This window comes from Janthinobacterium sp. B9-8 (assembly GCF_000969645.2).
GTDB lineage: Bacteria > Pseudomonadota > Gammaproteobacteria > Burkholderiales > Chitinibacteraceae > Iodobacter.
Genome location: NZ_CP014222.1, coordinates 1,858,167 through 1,875,257, shown reverse-complemented (window position 1 = coordinate 1,875,257; position 17,091 = coordinate 1,858,167). Strand labels below are relative to the sequence as shown.

At 48.7% G+C, this 17,091-nt stretch carries 19 protein-coding genes; 3 read left to right on the top strand and 16 right to left on the bottom strand.

Annotated features, from left to right (window positions below):
• Window positions 1-3: 3 nt before the first annotated feature.
• The 3 genes from VN23_RS08380 to VN23_RS08370 form a co-directional block, all read right to left on the bottom strand.
• Window positions 4-393 (bottom strand): ribosomal maturation YjgA family protein, encoded by a 390-nt coding sequence (locus VN23_RS08380; protein WP_046352825.1) that lies wholly within the window; start codon window positions 391-393, stop codon window positions 4-6.
• Between the two features lie 152 nt (window positions 394-545).
• On the bottom strand, window positions 546-770 hold the full coding sequence (locus tag VN23_RS08375; protein WP_046352826.1) for a hypothetical protein: 225 nt from the start codon (window positions 768-770) through the stop codon (window positions 546-548).
• Window positions 771-877: 107 nt separating this feature from the next.
• The gene (locus tag VN23_RS08370; protein WP_156455158.1) at window positions 878-1,162 is read right to left on the bottom strand and encodes a hypothetical protein; all 285 of its coding nucleotides are present in this window, start codon (window positions 1,160-1,162) and stop codon (window positions 878-880) included.
• Between the two features lie 255 nt (window positions 1,163-1,417).
• Here VN23_RS08370 and VN23_RS08365 point away from each other — a divergent pair, with 255 nt between their 5' ends.
• On the top strand, window positions 1,418-2,812 hold the full coding sequence (locus VN23_RS08365; protein ID WP_052746703.1) for a methyl-accepting chemotaxis protein: 1,395 nt from the start codon (window positions 1,418-1,420) through the stop codon (window positions 2,810-2,812).
• Between the two features lie 292 nt (window positions 2,813-3,104).
• Here VN23_RS08365 and VN23_RS08360 read toward each other — a convergent pair whose 3' ends face one another.
• From VN23_RS08360 to VN23_RS08310, 11 genes are all read right to left on the bottom strand, one after another.
• Entirely contained in the window at window positions 3,105-3,593 is a 489-nt protein-coding gene (locus tag VN23_RS08360; protein ID WP_046352828.1) for a hypothetical protein, read from the bottom strand.
• Between the two features lie 26 nt (window positions 3,594-3,619).
• Entirely contained in the window at window positions 3,620-3,991 is a 372-nt protein-coding gene (locus VN23_RS08355) for a lysozyme inhibitor LprI family protein (RefSeq protein ID WP_046352829.1), read from the bottom strand.
• A 315-nt stretch (window positions 3,992-4,306) separates the two neighbouring features.
• Window positions 4,307-4,564, bottom strand: a complete 258-nt coding sequence (locus VN23_RS08350; RefSeq protein ID WP_046352830.1) for a hypothetical protein — start codon at window positions 4,562-4,564, stop codon at window positions 4,307-4,309.
• 444 nt (window positions 4,565-5,008) lie between these two features.
• Window positions 5,009-5,467: a hypothetical protein gene (locus tag VN23_RS08345; protein WP_046352831.1), complete on the bottom strand. Its 459-nt coding sequence runs from the start codon at window positions 5,465-5,467 to the stop codon at window positions 5,009-5,011.
• A gap of 484 nt (window positions 5,468-5,951) precedes the next feature.
• Window positions 5,952-7,301 carry a sigma 54-interacting transcriptional regulator gene (locus VN23_RS08340; RefSeq protein ID WP_046352832.1) on the bottom strand — a complete coding sequence of 450 codons (1,350 nt, stop codon included), beginning with the start codon at window positions 7,299-7,301 and terminating at the stop codon, window positions 5,952-5,954.
• The gene (locus VN23_RS08335; RefSeq protein WP_156455157.1) at window positions 7,298-7,798 is read right to left on the bottom strand and encodes a hypothetical protein; all 501 of its coding nucleotides are present in this window, start codon (window positions 7,796-7,798) and stop codon (window positions 7,298-7,300) included. Before VN23_RS08335 ends, VN23_RS08340 begins: the two co-directional genes overlap by 4 nt.
• Window positions 7,799-7,999: 201 nt before the next feature.
• On the bottom strand, window positions 8,000-9,403 hold the full coding sequence (locus tag VN23_RS08330; RefSeq protein ID WP_046352834.1) for a sensor histidine kinase: 1,404 nt from the start codon (window positions 9,401-9,403) through the stop codon (window positions 8,000-8,002).
• A 129-nt stretch (window positions 9,404-9,532) separates the two neighbouring features.
• Window positions 9,533-10,066, bottom strand: a complete 534-nt coding sequence (locus VN23_RS08325; protein ID WP_046352835.1) for a GNAT family N-acetyltransferase — start codon at window positions 10,064-10,066, stop codon at window positions 9,533-9,535.
• Between the two features lie 331 nt (window positions 10,067-10,397).
• Window positions 10,398-11,216: a dienelactone hydrolase family protein gene (locus VN23_RS08320; protein ID WP_046352836.1), complete on the bottom strand. Its 819-nt coding sequence runs from the start codon at window positions 11,214-11,216 to the stop codon at window positions 10,398-10,400.
• Window positions 11,217-11,235: 19 nt separating this feature from the next.
• Window positions 11,236-12,012 (bottom strand): EAL domain-containing protein, encoded by a 777-nt coding sequence (locus VN23_RS08315; protein ID WP_046352837.1) that lies wholly within the window; start codon window positions 12,010-12,012, stop codon window positions 11,236-11,238.
• Window positions 12,013-12,245: 233 nt separating this feature from the next.
• Window positions 12,246-12,650, bottom strand: a complete 405-nt coding sequence (locus VN23_RS08310; protein WP_046352838.1) for an NUDIX hydrolase — start codon at window positions 12,648-12,650, stop codon at window positions 12,246-12,248.
• Between the two features lie 245 nt (window positions 12,651-12,895).
• Here VN23_RS08310 and VN23_RS08305 point away from each other — a divergent pair, with 245 nt between their 5' ends.
• Window positions 12,896-13,309: a hypothetical protein gene (locus VN23_RS08305; protein WP_052746704.1), complete on the top strand. Its 414-nt coding sequence runs from the start codon at window positions 12,896-12,898 to the stop codon at window positions 13,307-13,309.
• 128 nt (window positions 13,310-13,437) lie between these two features.
• Here the strand turns inward: VN23_RS08305 and VN23_RS08300 are convergent, their stop codons facing one another.
• Window positions 13,438-13,773, bottom strand: a complete 336-nt coding sequence (locus VN23_RS08300) for a hypothetical protein (protein ID WP_046352839.1) — start codon at window positions 13,771-13,773, stop codon at window positions 13,438-13,440.
• A gap of 245 nt (window positions 13,774-14,018) precedes the next feature.
• Window positions 14,019-14,912, bottom strand: coding sequence for a C40 family peptidase (locus VN23_RS08295; protein WP_046352840.1), 894 nt, complete (start codon window positions 14,910-14,912; stop codon window positions 14,019-14,021).
• 454 nt (window positions 14,913-15,366) lie between these two features.
• On the opposite strand from VN23_RS08295, the gene VN23_RS08290 reads away from it, so the two are divergent.
• Window positions 15,367-17,052, top strand: a complete 1,686-nt coding sequence (locus VN23_RS08290; protein ID WP_046352841.1) for an ABC1 kinase family protein — start codon at window positions 15,367-15,369, stop codon at window positions 17,050-17,052.
• Window positions 17,053-17,091: the final 39 nt, after the last annotated feature.

Sequence of the window (17,091 nt, the reverse complement as noted above, 5' to 3'; positions counted from 1 at the left end):
AATTTAGCGGGATTGCATCGGTGATTTTATTCGTAAAATAGTTTGGTCTAATCCCCAAGCCAATGTGCCGCCCATGATATACATCAGTAAATCATGGGGGCTAAAGGTATTGCCTATCACGATATAAAGCACACTGCCTTTTTGTAGGCCAAGTAAATCCACCAGATGAATATATTGCAGTCCTTCAACCACAAAGCCTGCGGTAATAGAGAAGAGGGAACTGCGTAAAGGTGGAATATGGTTGGCGCGAAACAGTGAATAAATCAGAGCAATCACTAGAATATCACCCACGCTGCCGCGGATAAATCCATTGCCAAACAGCCCTCGGGCGATGGTGATTTCAATTAGAAAAATAATCAGCGCAATAAAGTAATAAAGAGAGCGGGCAGGCATTGATTCCTTAGACGGGCATGAGTCGACAATTAAAGCGAATTATCAGTTAAATTTAAGCTTTTGTCCGTTTTTAAACAAATTCAGTCAAATACAATCACGGCCTGATTTGATTGGTGTTTGCTTTCAAATAGTCCTTGAATTGTTTGCATGGCCTAATCAGGCAATTCTTGCTCTTGCATGCGCTGGCCTTTAGGCGGCAGGAGCTTGCCGAGATCATATTTGGCAAGGTTGCTGCTATCGAGCACTTCAATAACCGGGCTCGCTTTTTTGGCATAGGTTTTTTTCTCTAAAATGAGGATGGCCAAATCAATCGCGATACGTGCTTGTAAGATGGTGGCGTTATTAGGGTCTGTTGACGTTTCCCGCCTCAGCCCCATCGCTGAGCGAGGAAAAACCCTCGCACGCAGGCTTGATTTCTGTTTCTAATTCGCAGGCCGAAATGGCCGCCAGAATGATGGCATCTGCTTTCTTTTGTAAGCAGTTTTTAAATTGCTGTTGATTGAAGTGCAAGATTTTCATAGCCCCCTGCTTGATACACCCCTAGTTTTATACGCTGGCGTTTGCCTTCTTCAAGCAGGCCAAAGCTCACACCCCACCAGTATTTATCTTTGCCATGCGGCAATAAAGTGCAAATTCGCCAGGGCTTAGTGGCTTTATCCAGCGGACGGTAATCGATTTGCTTGCCATCTGCAATGACTGCCGCAGGAAACCAATCTGCTGCTAGTGCCGGGTAAAAACAGAAATAAAGGCTAAAAATAAAATAGCGCACGCTGAGCTCCGGTGAATAGCGACTGTGGGTATATATGTAGCGATGCGCTTGATGCTGGCAAAGAGGCATGATTACGGCACTTTGCTTGATTCCTTTCATCCTCCCTGATCTGGCCCCTGTTTGCTTATTCAGCATAATTCTTATTTGTTTTTTTCTGGATATTGGCTGGATGATTTCAATCTTACTTATCTTACAATTAAACACCTTCTATGATGGAAGTGCGGGGTGTGCCGAAATAAGTAGAGGGAATTTTTTGTGTTTAAAGTTAAAACCATTAGCCTGACGCTGAGTGTTTTTTTTGTAGGGGTAGTTACTGCGGTATTTGTTATTTTTGGCATGGCCAGTTACTTGATAACCAAGCAGGAATTAGACGATTCTCTTCGGCAAGATATGCGTGCCGCACAACTTCGCTTGCAGCAGTCTTTGCCCGGGCCGCTATGGAATTTTGAGATGCCTCAGGCCAGGAAAATTGTATTGGCAGAGATGGATAAGCCTTGGTTACAGAGCATCGAAGTGTGGGTGAGTGGTAAGCCCCTGATTACGGTTGTTAAAGGCGCAGATGGCACGCTTAAAGAAGGGGGGGGCTTGCCTGCTGCGGATATTCTGCTGAAGCAAAAGCTGTTTTATAAAGAGGGCAAGGGCAATACAGAGCTGGGCGAATTAAGGCTAGGCGTTAGCCATGCGCCTATAAAAAATAAATTAAACAGGAATTTAATGTGGTTATTGTTACAAATTATTGTGGCAGATGCCGCGATTGTGGTTTGCCTTATTGGGCTTATTCGTTTCTTGATTGTTCGGCCACTGACCGAGGTGACCCATGCTTTGCAAAAAGTAGCCGCAGGTGATTTAAAAGTCAGTGTGACGGTAAGGCGTGATGACGAGCTGGGCCGTCTTGCCCTGGCTCTTGATGAAATGATGGCCCGCTTGGCTCAGATTTTGAGCCAGACAGGAGCGGCAGCCACTGCGCTTAACACGGCAGCCTCGGAAATTGGCGATACCGCCAGCAGTTTGTCTGATCGTGCGGCACGTCAAGTGAATGAAGTGGCTCAAACGTCTAGCGCCTTACATGAAGTATCTCAGTTGATTGCTGAAAATATTGATGTGGCGCGGATGACCGATCAGCTTGCCGTGCAAAATGTTGCGCAAGCAGAACGAGGCTCCGTTGCTGTAGGCAAAATGGTTAATGCAATTCGGCAAATCGCTGGGCGAGTGGAGACGATTGATGATATTAGTTATCAAACTAATATTTTGGCGCTAAATGCAGCCATTGAAGCGGCAAGAGTAGGTGAGCATGGCCGTGGCTTTGCCATCGTGGCACAGGAAGTACGCCGCTTAGCAGAGCGCAGCCAGGCAGCGGCTCATGAAATTGGAGGTTTAGCACGGGAGTCGGTAGAGATCGCCGAGCTAACAGGGCAGTTATTTACTGCCATCTTGCCGGGTATTCATCAGGCCGCGCAGCTGGCTCAGCAAATTGCTCAATCGTCTGGCACTCAATATCAGGGGGTGGAACAGCTGAAAAATGGCGTGAGTAATACAGACCAAACCAGCAGAGCCAGCAGCACCGCTGCTGAAGAGCTGGCGGCAACCGCTCATGCGTTGGCAGCACAGGCGCGTTATCTAGAGCAACTGTTGGCGTACTTCAAAATATAATGCCTATGCTTCGTGGCTGGGGACTTGTTTTTTTAAAGATGCGCTGATTTGTTTGGCTTCGTCATCTTTGCGTAGAGCCTGCTTTAAACTTGTTTGTTGATGACGGAATGCTCGTATTTACACTGGCTTCCTGATTAAAACAGTGGGGGATGATCTTACATAGTTAAAAATGATTATTTGTATATGCGTGAATAAGTGAAGTGGGTCGCGCTGTTTGGCGTCAAGTGAGCAAGGTGAGGTGATGCCGTGTCATTTTATGAGGGGGCAAATAATATGCTCACCCCTTCCCTGTTTAGGCTGTTTTGTTTTCAATCAAAGAGCGAATAATATCTATGACTTCATAGGCATTTTGCTCTTCAATATTTTGTCCTTCGATTACCGAGCGTTTAAAAGCAAATCCACCCACCCAGCTCGATGTTTCAACTATTCCAACAGTCAGCTCTTTATTTAAAAAATAGTATAAAGGCCCTGCTATCAGGCCTATTCCAAAAAGAGGCAGTAATAAAATGCCAATTAACAGAGCGGTTTGCCAAGGCTTTTTGTAACCATAATAAGCAGAACATACTGATTTCATCGGTATCACACGCTTTTCTCTGCCGGATAGTGAGCCAGCAGTAAATACGATTAAGTTTTCTTTAATTTCAATTTCTGTTGTGGGGTCAATACCGATTAGAGATAAAAACCAAGCAAATAAGCCCGCTTCCCGGCCAACGAGATGCACATAATTGCCCTGAGGGTTAGCCGTGTGGCTTGCGTACCATTTTTTAATAACAAGTGCCATTTGATGTACCTTTTAGGGGGAGAGGTTTATAGCTTGCTATTTTGGCAGCCCGAGCTGGCACATTCGCGAATTCGGTCTTGCAGAAATTGTGAGCGCTGGATGGTGGTGCTGGCGGCGCAATCCAGATTAACGTAAAAGCCGCTGCTGTCTTTTCTGGAGCAATTACTATTGCGCTCTTTCATCCAGCCTAATTGGCCTTGTTTTAAGCTGCTTTTGCCATTGCTATCGAGCTTTGCTTTTAATTTATTAAAATTCTCATTGAGCTCTTTATCCGCCTCCTGATAAACCTTATTCAGGCAATACAGGCCGTCAAAATCATTTTTTGGTACATCGCAAGCAGAGTTTGCATAGCTTAGGCCTGATGTTCCGAGCAGCAGGGCGATGAGTAATTTTTTCATATTGTGTTTCCTTGTTCGAAATAAATAATGTCTGATTTTGAATGGGGTTAGCAAATGCAAGAACTGCATTTAATCATGCCTTGGTGCAAATTATTATGATAGATAAATAAAATAAGGCGGGTGTTGTTTATTTGGCAATACATTAGCAGGCTAATTCTATCCATTTAAGCAGGGAATCGTGTTTGTGGTGCAGGCACTTAAGTGCCAATCCTGGCAACGTTGATAGAATTGGCTTAAGTGGCGCTAGTCATCGCATATTATTTCGCCCATAAAAAAACCACGATCTAAATCGTGGTTTTTGTTTTTCGCTGCGGCTTAATCACCGAAACCATCATCATCTAGTGGGGATGAAGGGATAGGATCAGTGCTAGTGGGGGCTGAAGCATCGTCTGCCTGATTGGGTTTTCTTGGCGTGTCGGTCATCATATCCGGCGGCGTGGTGCTTCGTGCATCGGCATGCATTTCTGCAACCTTAGGGATATCTGAGTTATCCACCCATTTGGAAATATCTGCCCAGGCAGAAGTAGCCGCGAAACTGGCAATCATGGATGCAATCAGTAGATACTTTTTCATGGTGTACTTCCTTTGGTGTGGTAGTAAAGATATAAACGATTTCTCGTTGATATACTTACTGTAGCAAGTGCTGTGCCAGATAATAAATCTCTTTCTATTCAATGGATTAGTGTTGTTTTGGTGGGGGGACGGTGATTTACTGTCTCTATTGCACGACACAAAACGGATGTTTTTTGTAAGTTGTTGATTTTTATATATAAATGGCGTTGCTAGTTGGCGACGATCAGTGCTGTAGTGATTGTGCCCGTGGGCTTGGTATTTGGAGATTAATGCGTAAGATAAAAAGCCTGTTTTTAAAGCGGGTATTGGGTGAGTTGCTGGCCAATTGATGTGCAGAAAGGCGCATCCGGAGGGCTTTATCCTGTTTTTTCTTTGAAAAAAGACGCAAAAAAACCACGACTCTCGTCGTGGTTTTTTTGCAGCTTATATTGCGCTGAAGAGTGCTTAAACGATCTTTGCACTTGCCGGAGCAGAAGCATCTGAGGCATCGGCTACTAAGCCAGCAGGGGCAGAGGCATCTGTTGCAGTGGCAACAATGCTGCTTGGTACGGATGCGTCATTGGCATCTGCACGCAGGCTACTTGGTACAGAAGCATCCGTTGCATCGGCTACGATGCTGGTCGGTACGGATGCATCATTGGCATCAGCGCGCAGGCTGCTTGGTGTAGAAGCATCAGTGGCTTCAGCTACCACACTGGCAGGAACAGAAGCATCATTGGCATCAGCACGTAAACCTGCTGGTTCGGAAGCATCAGTTACATTGGCTACAACACGGCTAGGGACGGAAGCATCATTGGCATCAGCACGTAAACTTGCAGGAGCAGAAGCATCTGTGGAGCTAGCCCAAGCTGCAGTTGCAGCGCAAGTTGCAAAAAGGGCGGCGATCAGTAGATTCTTTTTCATGGTGTGTTTCCTTGCGTGGGTAATCGGATAAACGATTTCTCGTTCGATGTACTACCTATAGCAAACACCGTGCCAGCTTTAAAAGTCCTTTGTATTCAACGACTTACTTTTTGTGTGTTGAGTGGGGAGGATTTGTATCTGTCGCCGTCTCACGACAGTATTAGGAGGTGTTTTGTAAGTGCTTGATTTGTATGTAGAAAGGCTGTTGCTAAAACACGACAAATGGAGGAGGGCTGCTTCAGGGCTTGTGGCAGCAGGCGTTGCATCTATTGTGGGGCGGGTGAAACCCGCCAATTGAGTAGCAAACTAGCGGGTTTCACCCCAGCCCTATCAATGTAGGGCCAAGAGCAGGGCAAATGTTGTGCAGGGTGGGCTAGTTGTTCACTCAACAATGGAAGGATGATGCCTGGCTGCTGCTGCAAACCCCAAAAAATCTGGCCTCGATCAGGCGTTTTTCGCTAAGACCGCTTAAGCCCGATAGACCTTAGGCGCTGATATCTGCTTTAAAAGCGGCGGGGGCAAGGTCGTGTTTTTGTAGCAGGCGGTAGAATTCGGTGCGGTTGCGATCGGCAAGGCGTGCGGCGTCGCTGACATTGCCGCCAGTGAGGCGTAGCAGGCGTTCCAGATAATCGCGCTCAAAGAGGCGTTTGGCTTCAGCGAGTGGCAAGATGGCGGCCGATTCGCTGGCCATTGCTTTTTGCACCTGGGCCAGCGTGATGATGGGGCCGGTGGCGAGCACACAGCATTGCTCAACCAGATTAGAGAGCTGGCGAATATTGCCCGGCCAGTTGGCGGTGCTTAAAAAGCTGAGCGCGTCGGCGGCAAAGTGGCAATCGGTCTTGGCATAGCGCTCCACTACCTGCGCTAAAAAGTGCCGGGCCAGTAGTGGAATATCTTCTCGCCGCTCGGTGAGCGATGGTAGTGCTAAAGACACCACATTCAGGCGATAAAACAAATCTTCTCTAAACGAGCCGTCCTGTAGCAAGGATTGCAAATCACGGTGCGTGGCCGATAGCACGCGCACATTTACCGGCACGGCGCGGCCCGCACCAACCGGGCGCACTTCGCGCTCTTGCAGCACCCGCAGCAATTTGACTTGCAGTGGCAGCGGCATATCGCCAATTTCATCGAGGAAAATCGTTCCGCCATCGGCTTCTAAAAATAAACCATTTTGTTTTTGGCTGGCTCCGGTAAACGCGCCTTTTTCATGGCCGAAAAGCTCGCTTTCCAGCAGGTTTTCAGGGATTGCACCGCAATTTACGGCGATAAAGGGGCGCTTGGCGCGCAGGCTGGCGCGGTGTATGGCTTGGGCCAGCACTTCTTTACCCGTACCGCTTTCGCCGCGAATCAGCACACTGGCATCGGTAACGGCCACCAGCCGCGCTTCGGCCAGTAGCTCGTCCATCACGGGGCTGCTGCTGATAAACCCTGCCCGCCAGGTGTCGTTATCACTGCTGTTGCTGGGGGGGCTGGCTAAGACCAAAGCCTGGCTGACTTTATCTAGCAGGGCCTTGCCATCAAAAGGCTTAATTAAATAGGCGAACATGCCGTGGCTAATGGCATCAATGGCGTCTGGCACAGTGCCGTGGGCGGTGAGCATAATGACCGGCAGGGCGGGGTAGCGACGGCGCACTTCTTCAAATAGCGCCATGCCATCCATGCCGGGCAGCTTCCAATCGCTAAGCAGCAGATCGGCGCGTTGCACGGCGAGCGCATTAAGAGCAGCTTCGGCACTGCTGGCGGCTTCTACTTCATAGCCTGCGGCAATCAGGCGGATGGAAACCAAGCGTAAGAGATCCGGATCATCGTCAACCAGTAAGATTTTGCTACTCATGGTTTTTTGCTCCTTTCCAGCATGTCTTTTTCCATTTCTTTTAAGGCATCCAGCTTGGCGGCCAGATCATTGGCGCGCTTTTGCTGCTCTTTGGTGGCGATCGTTTGCTTATCCAGCAAGCTGGTCAGCCGTTTTCGCTCGGCAAGCTGGCTGGCTAATAGTTTGGCCATGCTCTGGCTGGCCGGATCATTCAGCGTGTTTTGCAGTGCTTCCAGCTGAGCCTGAAGGCGGTTCAGATCGGCATGATTGCTCATCATTTGCTGCGCTAGTATCAGCAGCTTATCGCTGGGGCAATTGCCCGAAATGGTGTTGTTTAATTGCGCCAGAGCACTTTCAAGGCGGCATACTGGCGCAATAACGACCGGTTTGGCTTCTGGTTCAGGCGCAGGTGCCGCGACAACAGGCGGTGGCAGGGTAGTAGTGCAGGCGGCTAGGCTGATGCTGCACAGTAATAGGCAGAGTTGTTTTAGGGGCATGGTGCAAAGTATGTCTTTCATAGGTGACCTTGTCGCTGCCAGTGCAGACGAAAATAGGCGTCTGCCGGGCTGGGTATTAGTTCAACATCGCCGTGCATAAGTTGAGCAAAACGTTTGGCCGCGGCCAGCACCAAGGCCGGCTCGTGAGAGGGTAAGGGCTGGCGCTAAGGCCGATGCGGCAGAGCATGAGGCTTTTTAAGGGAAAATGATCAATAAGCGGCTTCATGAGTGACCTTGTAGCTGCCAGTGCAAACGAAAACATGCGCCTGCCGGGCTGGGTATCAGCTCAACATCGCCGTGCATAAGCTGGGCAAAACTTCTGGCCATTGTCAGGCCTATGCCAGAGCCAGCGGATTCGCCTTCGGGCGCTGGGCCACAGTGAAACGGTTCAAAAATAAACTCTGAATCCTGGCTGTCTACGCCGGGGCCTTGATCTTGGATTTCCAGCCAGCTTTGCTGGCCCGTTTGCCCAAAGCGGATATTTATTTCGCCATGGGGTGGACTAAAGCGGATAGCGTTGAGAAGCAAGTTATCCAGAATAATCCCCAGCTTGGCGTGATCGGCATAGCTTTGCGTGGCTGGGCCGGATTGATGGATAGTCAGAAGTTTCTTGCTGAGTAAAATGCGCCATTGTTGTAAGCGTTGCTCTAGAAACACCTCAAGCGCCAAAGGCGCAATGACCAGTTCGGCTGAAAGCCAGCGTCCCGCATCGTGTGCTAATAGTGCATCCACGCGTTGGCGCAGGGTATGCACATTGCTTTGCACCATCGCGCTGATTTCTTTTTGCTGGGTATTTAAGCTGCCCAGTACTTCTTCTTGCAGCAGCGATGAGGCTTCATGAATCACCGCCAGCGGGGTTTTGAGCTCGTGTGATACATGGCGAAAAAATTGCGCTTTTTGTGCCTCCAGCTGTACCAGACGTAAATCTAATTCGGCCAGCGATTTGGCTAATCCTTGTAAATCGGCAGGGCCTGCCAAGTGCCAGCTTTGCCCGCGTTGTCCTTGTGCCAGCTGGGTAATCTGGCGTTTTAACTGTCCTATGGGCCAACTGAACATTACCGCCATTAAAATAGCCAAGCTAAGCGCGGCAACGGGCGACAAAATCGCCAGCATATCGACTTGTTTTTGCTTGCTGCTGACTTCTTCCAGCCATTGCCGGCGTTGTTCTGCTAATTGCTGCTCAATCAAACGATCTTGTTTTTTTAGCTGCTCACTGAGCTGGCTGAAGAGGGCATTCGCTTGCGCTTTTTTGATCTTTGCCGTGGGGGTGATCTGTGCCAGCAGTTGGTGGATGCCTTCGCTGCTTTGCATCAGGAGTGGGTTATGGCTTTGGCTGAAAATATGCTGTGCGGTTTCCAAGCGGGCTTTGGCAGCGTGGGCTGCATTTAAAAAAGTAGCCTCTGGCAAAATTAATAATTGCCTGCTGGCCCGCTCCAGATGCAGCGCTTGCTCTTGCGATTGTTGCACTGCATTAGACCAATCGCTGGCCTGATTTTGTTGCTGTTGCGCCTTGATGGTTAGCCCAGCTAAGCCATAACGCAGTTGCACCAGCGCAGCCGACGGGGTGAGCGCCACCAGTGCAAAGCCGATAATTAAGAGTGTGCGAAAGGAAAAGTAGCGAAGCATGCGGATTTAAAGCCTTGCATTTAGAGTAAGAGCAGGGCCAATCCTCCTTGGTAAAGACCGATCAATCAAAGTAATAAGTTGGCGAAGATCGGCAAGGCACGCTACAGGAGGTATAAATTGCCATGGTTTTTAAGCGGTTTGATGCTGGAAATTGGGCTGAGTTGTTAAGGGCTTAGCCAGTAGCAAACTGGGGTAGTTAGTATGCGGCCGCCAATCACATTCATCTACTATCTTATAGCCCCATGATTGGTAGAGGGCGATTAAGCTATGTGCGGGTTTGGCGGTATCTAAAGCTAATTGTGTGGCACCGTGGCGGGCCGCCAGTGTTTCGGCATAGTGGTGTAGCGCCTGCCCATAGCCCTTGCCTTTGTGGTGAGGTGCAATACAAAACTGGGCGACGGACCAAACCTCTGCTTGTGTATAGAGTGCCACTGGCGATTGGGGCTGCGGCTCTCGCAGGGTGAGGGTGCCGACATATTGCCCGTCGCATTCTGCAATCAGCCCTATCCCACTGGCCAGACGCTTTGCCGTATCGGCCTCGCTCTGATGCGTGCCCCAATACTTAAGCCCCGCTTTGGCATGAGGCGCATAAGCAGCATGAATCAACTCAGTAAGTAAGCTGAGATCGTCAAATTTATTCACATTGCGAATATGAAGCGGCATGCTGGTGGGCCTGTGATTGTGTGGGGGGCAATCCCCATATGGGCTGGCCTTAAGTGATAGGGGTTAGCTTACGCCAGCCATTCCTTAGGCTAACTTTGCGCGAAGTCTAATGGCTGATCTGGAATAAGTAAATAAGTGATGCCGCTGGGGGCAATTGAGGGACTAACACGATCCGTGAATTAGGTATGAGTAAGAAATAAGAGAAAAGCTTTTCTTTATTTCTATCTATGGTTTGTTTTCCTGTGCGCGGGGCCGTGATGTGTTGCACGCGGGTGGTTTATTCGCGGCATGATGCAAACACCCCGTCCGACAGGGGGGTGTTATTGCAAGCTTATACGCCAAAGCGCTTAAACCAATTTAGCATTGTTTCCCACGCATCATGTGCAGCAGCGGGGTGGTAGCTGGGGCGGTAATCTGCGTTAAAACCATGGCTGGCGTTATCGTAAACAACAAGATTAAACGGCTGCGGTTGTGGGCGTAGTGCTTTGCGCATCTGTTCTACTGATTCAAGTGAAATGCCTTGATCTTTGCCCGCATATAAGCCCAGCACGGGTGATTTGATTTGCCGCGCGATATCAATCGGGTGGCGGGGGGTGCTGCTGCTGGTCTGCCCTGTCAGGCGTCCGTACCATGCCGCACTGGCTTTGATTTTTGGGTTATGCGCCGCATAAAGCCAAGTGATTCGGCCTCCCCAGCAAAAGCCCGTTACAGCAAGGCGCTGCGGGTTGCCGCCATGCTGGCCAGCCCACGCGGCCACACTGTCTAAGTCAGCCAGAACCTGTTCATCTGCTACTTTGCTGACCAATTCTTTAACCAGTGTGCTGGTGTCGCTAAACTGCCGTGGATCGCCTTGGCGAAAGTAAAGCTCGGGGGCAATGGCCAGATAGCCTTGTTTAGCCAAACGCCTGCATAAGTCTTGAATATGCTCGTGCACGCCGAAGATCTCCTGAATCACAATGATTGTGGGTAGGGGTGATACGGCGTGTGCAGGCTGCGCCCGATAAGCGGGTAGATCACCAATTTGAACCGGCCCTGCTTGCAGGCCCGCTGTATCGGTTTGAATGGTGGATGCAGCTACGGGCTTGACTGCTAGTGCAAAGCCCGCAAGTAAGCTGGTTTTGAGGAAGGTACGGCGTGCTGTTGCAGGCATGGCTTCTCCTTGGTTTTTTTTAAATGGGTGTGCTCAGTGGTAAGTGGCCCGTTGCGGGTTTGGCAAATAAAAAGCCTTGGAAATAGCGTACGCCAAACTCTCTTAGCGTGTTTAATTCGGCAGGGGTTTCTATTCCTTCGGCAATAATATCAATGCCCAGCCGCGTGGCGGTGAGTAATACCCCCGCCACAATCGCTTGCTTGGCATCGCTGCTATCAATATCGCGGGTTAATTCCATATCTAATTTAATAACATGAGGCTGAAAGGTGGCCAGTAAATTTAAGCCTGAGTAGCCAGAGCCAAAATCATCAATTGCGGTGGTGAAGCCCTGTTTACGGTATTCGGCAAAAATATTTTTAAGGTGCTGGGTATTGCTGACACGTTCACCTTCGGTCACTTCAAACATCAGGCGATCAGCAGGAAATTTAAATCGATCACTGGCTTCCAGCGTGGCTCTGATGCAAGTCTCTGCCCGATAAACTGCATTGGGCAGAAAGTTAATACTTAATTTACAACCCGGTATTTCAATCATGCCGTAGGCCACAGCAAGCTCAATGGCTTTTACCCGGCATGTCTGATCAAAACGGTAGCGGTTTTCTGCATTGACTTGCTCAAGGATAAATTCTGCACCCTGGCCATCGATCCCTCTTACTAAGGCTTCAAATGCGTAAGGCGCGCCGCTATCAATATCAATGATGGGCTGGAAAGCCATGGTGAATTCAAAGCCCAGATGCTTGGCGTCTCTGCAGTCTTTGCAGCTGAATGGGTGAAAGGGGGTGGAAAATTGAGTTGTCATCTTGCTCACCTCTGAGTGTGAATCATCCCAAACAGACTAAGGCTAATGCGGATGTACTGTTTACGCAGAGGGCTTGATGTCACTCGGCCCCGCAGATGAATTTGCATTTTTTGTAAGCCTATTTGCTGCTTTAATAAATAGTCTAGTCATGATTTATTCGGATTGCATGGGGCAACTTGTTTTATATATGTCATTAATCTTTCTTTCTAAAGCGGCCAATACTGCGTGGCTGTTCAGGTGGCTTGTGTATGCAGGTGTTCCGCATTAAGAAAATCACGGCAAAGCACGTGTACCGCAGGCGCAAACAGATCAGGATTTTGCAGAGGCAGCCATGCCACTTCACTGATCTCGCCTAAAGCACGCGGTATGCCTTGCCATTCTGCGCAATAGCAAATCAGCTCAACATCGCCTGCCTGCCCATAGGCGGGGGCCAGTACGGTATATAAGTAGCGAGTGTTGGCTGGCAGCACAGTAATGCCTAATTCTTCGGCCAACTCCCGGCAGAGCGCGTGCTCAGGCGATTCGCCTTGTTCAATTTTGCCGCCGGGTAAATACCAGTGCTGATTATTGCGAACTCTGACTAAGAGGAGTTTTTGATTTTGCACATTCACCAAACATGCGCATTGCAATGGCTTCATTGTGTGTCCTGCATGCATCTCGTTTTGAAGGCAATATTTTACATTATGCTTTTATTGAAATGACGTTCTGTTTTGATTTTATGTCAGAAATGGCTGGGCTAGATCGTTTATGTATTTGTTGTATGCTTTCTGCATTTTGCAGACAGTTCGTTACAGATCGCTACCAAACCCACATCGAATTCTGATCTGAACAAGTAGATACTGAATTTACACGCTCACTACCGGGCGATTTTAGGACAAAGATCATGAACAAACTGCTGACAACGCTTGCTGCTACTGTATTTGTTGCGACTACTGCTTTTGCTATGGCAGCAGAATCTGCCTCTAGCCCTATTAAGGTAGAAACACACTCCAGTAAGGTTAATGCTTCGGCAAGCAAGCATGTAGTTAAAAAATCCGCTACTAAAAAGCATAGCGCGGCATCCGCTGCATCTGCGGTACAAAAGGCCCCTGTAAAAGCACCGGCGTCTGCTGTACCTGCAGCACAAAAGGCACAAGCAAAGCATGCTGCCTCAGCCGCGCAGGACGCCCCGGCGAATGCTCATGCATCTGCAGTGCACAAGGCACACAAGGCTCAGATTAAAAAACACGCCTCTGCTGCCTCTGCCGTGCACAAAGCTCCAGTGAAAAAGCCTGCTTCAGCGGCATCTGCTGTATAAATTTTTAGCTTGGGTGGATCAAATCCATCTACGATAAAAGCCCCTGCCGATTTGATCGGCAGGGGCTTTTTGTATTATCAAGAGGTGATGCATTTTTTTGAGGGGTATTTAACATCCTCTCTCTGGCTTTAATATTCCAGCAATAGCGCTTGAACCTTTGCCTTAAGAGGAGAATTTTTGGGTAGATGCTGCTGAAGCGTTTCCAGCTCGCTGATGATGGTGTCGCACTTTAACTTATCCATTTTTTGGTTCAGTTCTCTATCTCTTGCCGATTGATCGCCTGCGAATTCGCGCGAAAAACGCAGGCAACTTTCGCCACGCGCCATGATCTTTTTAGTTTTGTGGGCAGGTACTTTACTTGCTTTAGCGGCTGGGGGAGTGCTGGGATTGGGCTTGTTGGGGTGGTGTTCTGAGCATGCAGCGAAGCTTGTGGCAAGCAAAAGGGAGGCGGCAATTTTTTTCATAGCTAGTCATTATAAGGTGGCTAGCTTATTTGGCGGTAAGCCTGTTTTAAAAGTCGTCGCTGGCTTGCTTGTTCGGTGAGGATCAACTTGCTACTAACAGTTGTAAGATAAAGATCAAGGCTATGGTATGGGTAAGTGCGCCGTTGTTTCGTGGGCCGCGTGTATGTAAAGAAAGCTGGCTGGGGTGTTTAATTTAGACGCAAAAATCCACACCGCTGGCGGCGGTGTGGATGATGGCGGGCAAATTACTTATTACTTGGTTTTTTCTTGGTGCTGGATGGCGCGCTGCGTTTGGCTTTGGGTGCTGCTTTACTTGATTTGCCTGACGCACTTTTGCCCTTGGTGGTTTTGGTAACCTTGCTTGTTGTTTTGCTGCTCTTTTTATAGGTTTTGCCCTTAGCCGCTTTAGGGCTACTGCTTTCTCTTGCTGCTCTGGGCGCTTCACAGATCTGCTGTTTTTTGCCTTTGCGTTTTACTGTTCTGCATACAGGTTTGCTACTTAGTGCGGTATTTCCTTTGGACGTGCCCGCAGCATTTTTGGGAACGCTGGCTAATAGCGCCGCCATATTGACGGGTGCACCACCTGTGCCATCGTAGCGGCGAGCGCCGTTAAAGCGTGAAGTCCAATAGCTTTGGTTAAAGTTGGTGATTTCAACGCTTTTACCGGCGCGGGGCGAATGAATAAAGCGGTTGTCGCCCATATAAATGCCAACATGGGAAAACGTACGCCCCAGCGTGTTAAAAAACACCAGGTCGCCCGGTTTAAGCTCATCCTTGCTGATACTTGCCCCTGATTGCGCCATGCCCAACGCATTGTGGGGCAGGGCAATATTCATCGAGTTTTGAAATACATAGCGAACAAAGCCACTGCAATCAAGGCCTGCTTCGGGCGTGGCGCCACCCCATTTGTATTTCACGCCAATCAGGCTCATGGCTTGTAAAAGCATGTCCTGGGCGGGGGCATAATCGGGTTTTACATCAGATTTGGCTTTACGGGGCCGTGTGGTGTTGGTGATGGTCGTTGCCGGAGCAGCTTGCTCAACAGGAGGATCGATCTCGATTTGGGGCAGTTCATCGGCATAGGCCGGAAGTGCACAAATGCCCACGAATAATGTGCTGATTAATCTAATCCATTTCATGTGGGGGATGATGGCTCTAAATAGAGCAGGCATTGGCCTGCTTGGGGTTGTCAGGGGGTTAGCAGCGGGTGAAGAAGCTCTTTTCTAAAATCACCCAAAGTGACGGCGCTTAAATAAAATAAGGGCCTGTCATGGGTGGTATCTTGGCTAAGACTTTAATTCGACCCACTGTAAGCAGCTGCCAATATTAACATGTTCATTCGGGTAGGAAAATTGGAATACTTGTGTGCGAATTGCGCATGCGAATATTTAAAAGCAGGTGATGGATTAACGCCATAGTCATCTATCTGTAGGCAATGATTGATTTGGTTATATTTTTTGTGAAAGTAAACCCACTGAAAAGCACATTTATGATAAAAACAGTCAGCAGCATATTGAGTTTGGAGCGAGCTTGCTGTGGGTTTAAACCAAACCGTTCACGATAAGCAAAATTCATTTTTTTACGGATAAATAAATGCTGAAAGAAACCTTTACCGTGATGCGCGATTTGCCACGGGTGCGTGAAATTGTGGCTGTACTGGTGCGGCATGGTTTGGGAAACTTAGTGCAAAGGCTCGGCCTATCAAAAGGGCTGGAGCGCGCCAGCGATTTGCTGCATTTGCCGGGCAATCATGAGGCCGAGATGCTCGATTCCCCAGTGCGGGTGCGCCGTGCCCTAGAGGAGCTGGGGCCTGCTTTTGTCAAGCTAGGGCAGGTGCTGGCCACAAGGGTGGATATGTTTCCGCCAGAGTGGATTGCTGAATTCGAAAAACTGCAAAGCAATGTGCCACCGGTTGATTTTGCGATCATTCTGCCCGAATTAACCGCCTTGCTGGGTAAAGATCCTGCCGATATTTTCCTTGAGCTTGATCCCTATCCTGTTGGTGCCGCCTCCATTGCGCAAGTACATCGGGCCAAATTATTAGATGGCAGCGAGGTGGTATTAAAAATTCGCCGCCCCGGTATTATTCCTAAAATTGAAGCCGATTTACGCATTCTGCGGCATATTGCCTCATTAATGGAATTTGAATTTCCTGAGTCCCGCCGTTATCAGCCGGTTAAAATTGCTGAAGAGTTTTCTAAATCATTACGCCGTGAATTAAATTTTTCGACCGAGGCTAGAAACTCGGAACGCTTCGCACAAAACTTTAAAACCCACTTGGATATCGTCATTCCTAAAGTATATTGGGAATGGACATCTGAAAGCCTCAATGTGCAAAGCTATATTGCCGGTGTGGCGGGTAATGATTTATTGGGTGCGGATATTGCAGGGCTGGATCGCTGTATTCTGGCATCGCGTGGTGCGGATGCGGTGCTTAAAATGGTGCTGATTGATGGCTATTTTCATGCCGACCCGCATCCGGGCAATGTAAAGTATTTGCCGGATAATCAAATTGCCTTTCTGGATTTTGGCATGGTGGGGCGCTTGCCTCATCCGCGCCGCGATCAAATTGTCGATTTATTAGCCGCATTAGCGCAGCGTGATGAGCATGGTATTTTAAATGTATTGCTGGAGTGGACGGGGGACACGGTGGTGGATGAGGAAAAACTTACCGCTGATATTGCCGGTTTTATGTTTGATTATGAAAACCTCGCTTTAAAAGATATTCGCTTTGGCAATTTACTCAATGATGTGGTGCAAATGATGCGTGAGCATCAAATTACCCTGCCATCAGATTTAACCCTGTTGTTTAAAGCCTTGATTACTCTGGAAGGATTAGGTAGGCAGCTTGATCCAGAATTTCAGATGGTTACGCATTTAACGCCCTTTGTAAAAGAAGTGATTCTGGCCCGTTTTCATCCGCGGGCCTTAATCAAAAAAAGCAAAGAGGGTGTGTTTGAAGCGGTGCAATTACTCAGCGGCCTGCCCCGGGATATTGGTAAGCTGATTAAGCAGGCGCGTCGCGGTAATTTGCGTATTGATCTGGATTTAAAGCGGCTGGATCACTTTGGTTTGCAAATTACCCGCAGCGCAAATCGCTTAACCATGGGGATTGTGACTGGCGCGCTGATTATTGGCTCGTCCATTGTCATGACCGTTAATGCCGGTCCGACCATTTTTGGTTTGCCCTTGCTAGGCTTTATTGGCTTTGTGTTGGCGGTGCTAAATACAATCTGGCTGGTGTTGTCGATTTGGATATCGGGAAAAGAAGAGATTTAGTGTTTTGTAAGGCGGCTGAAACCCGCCAGATTTTGGCAT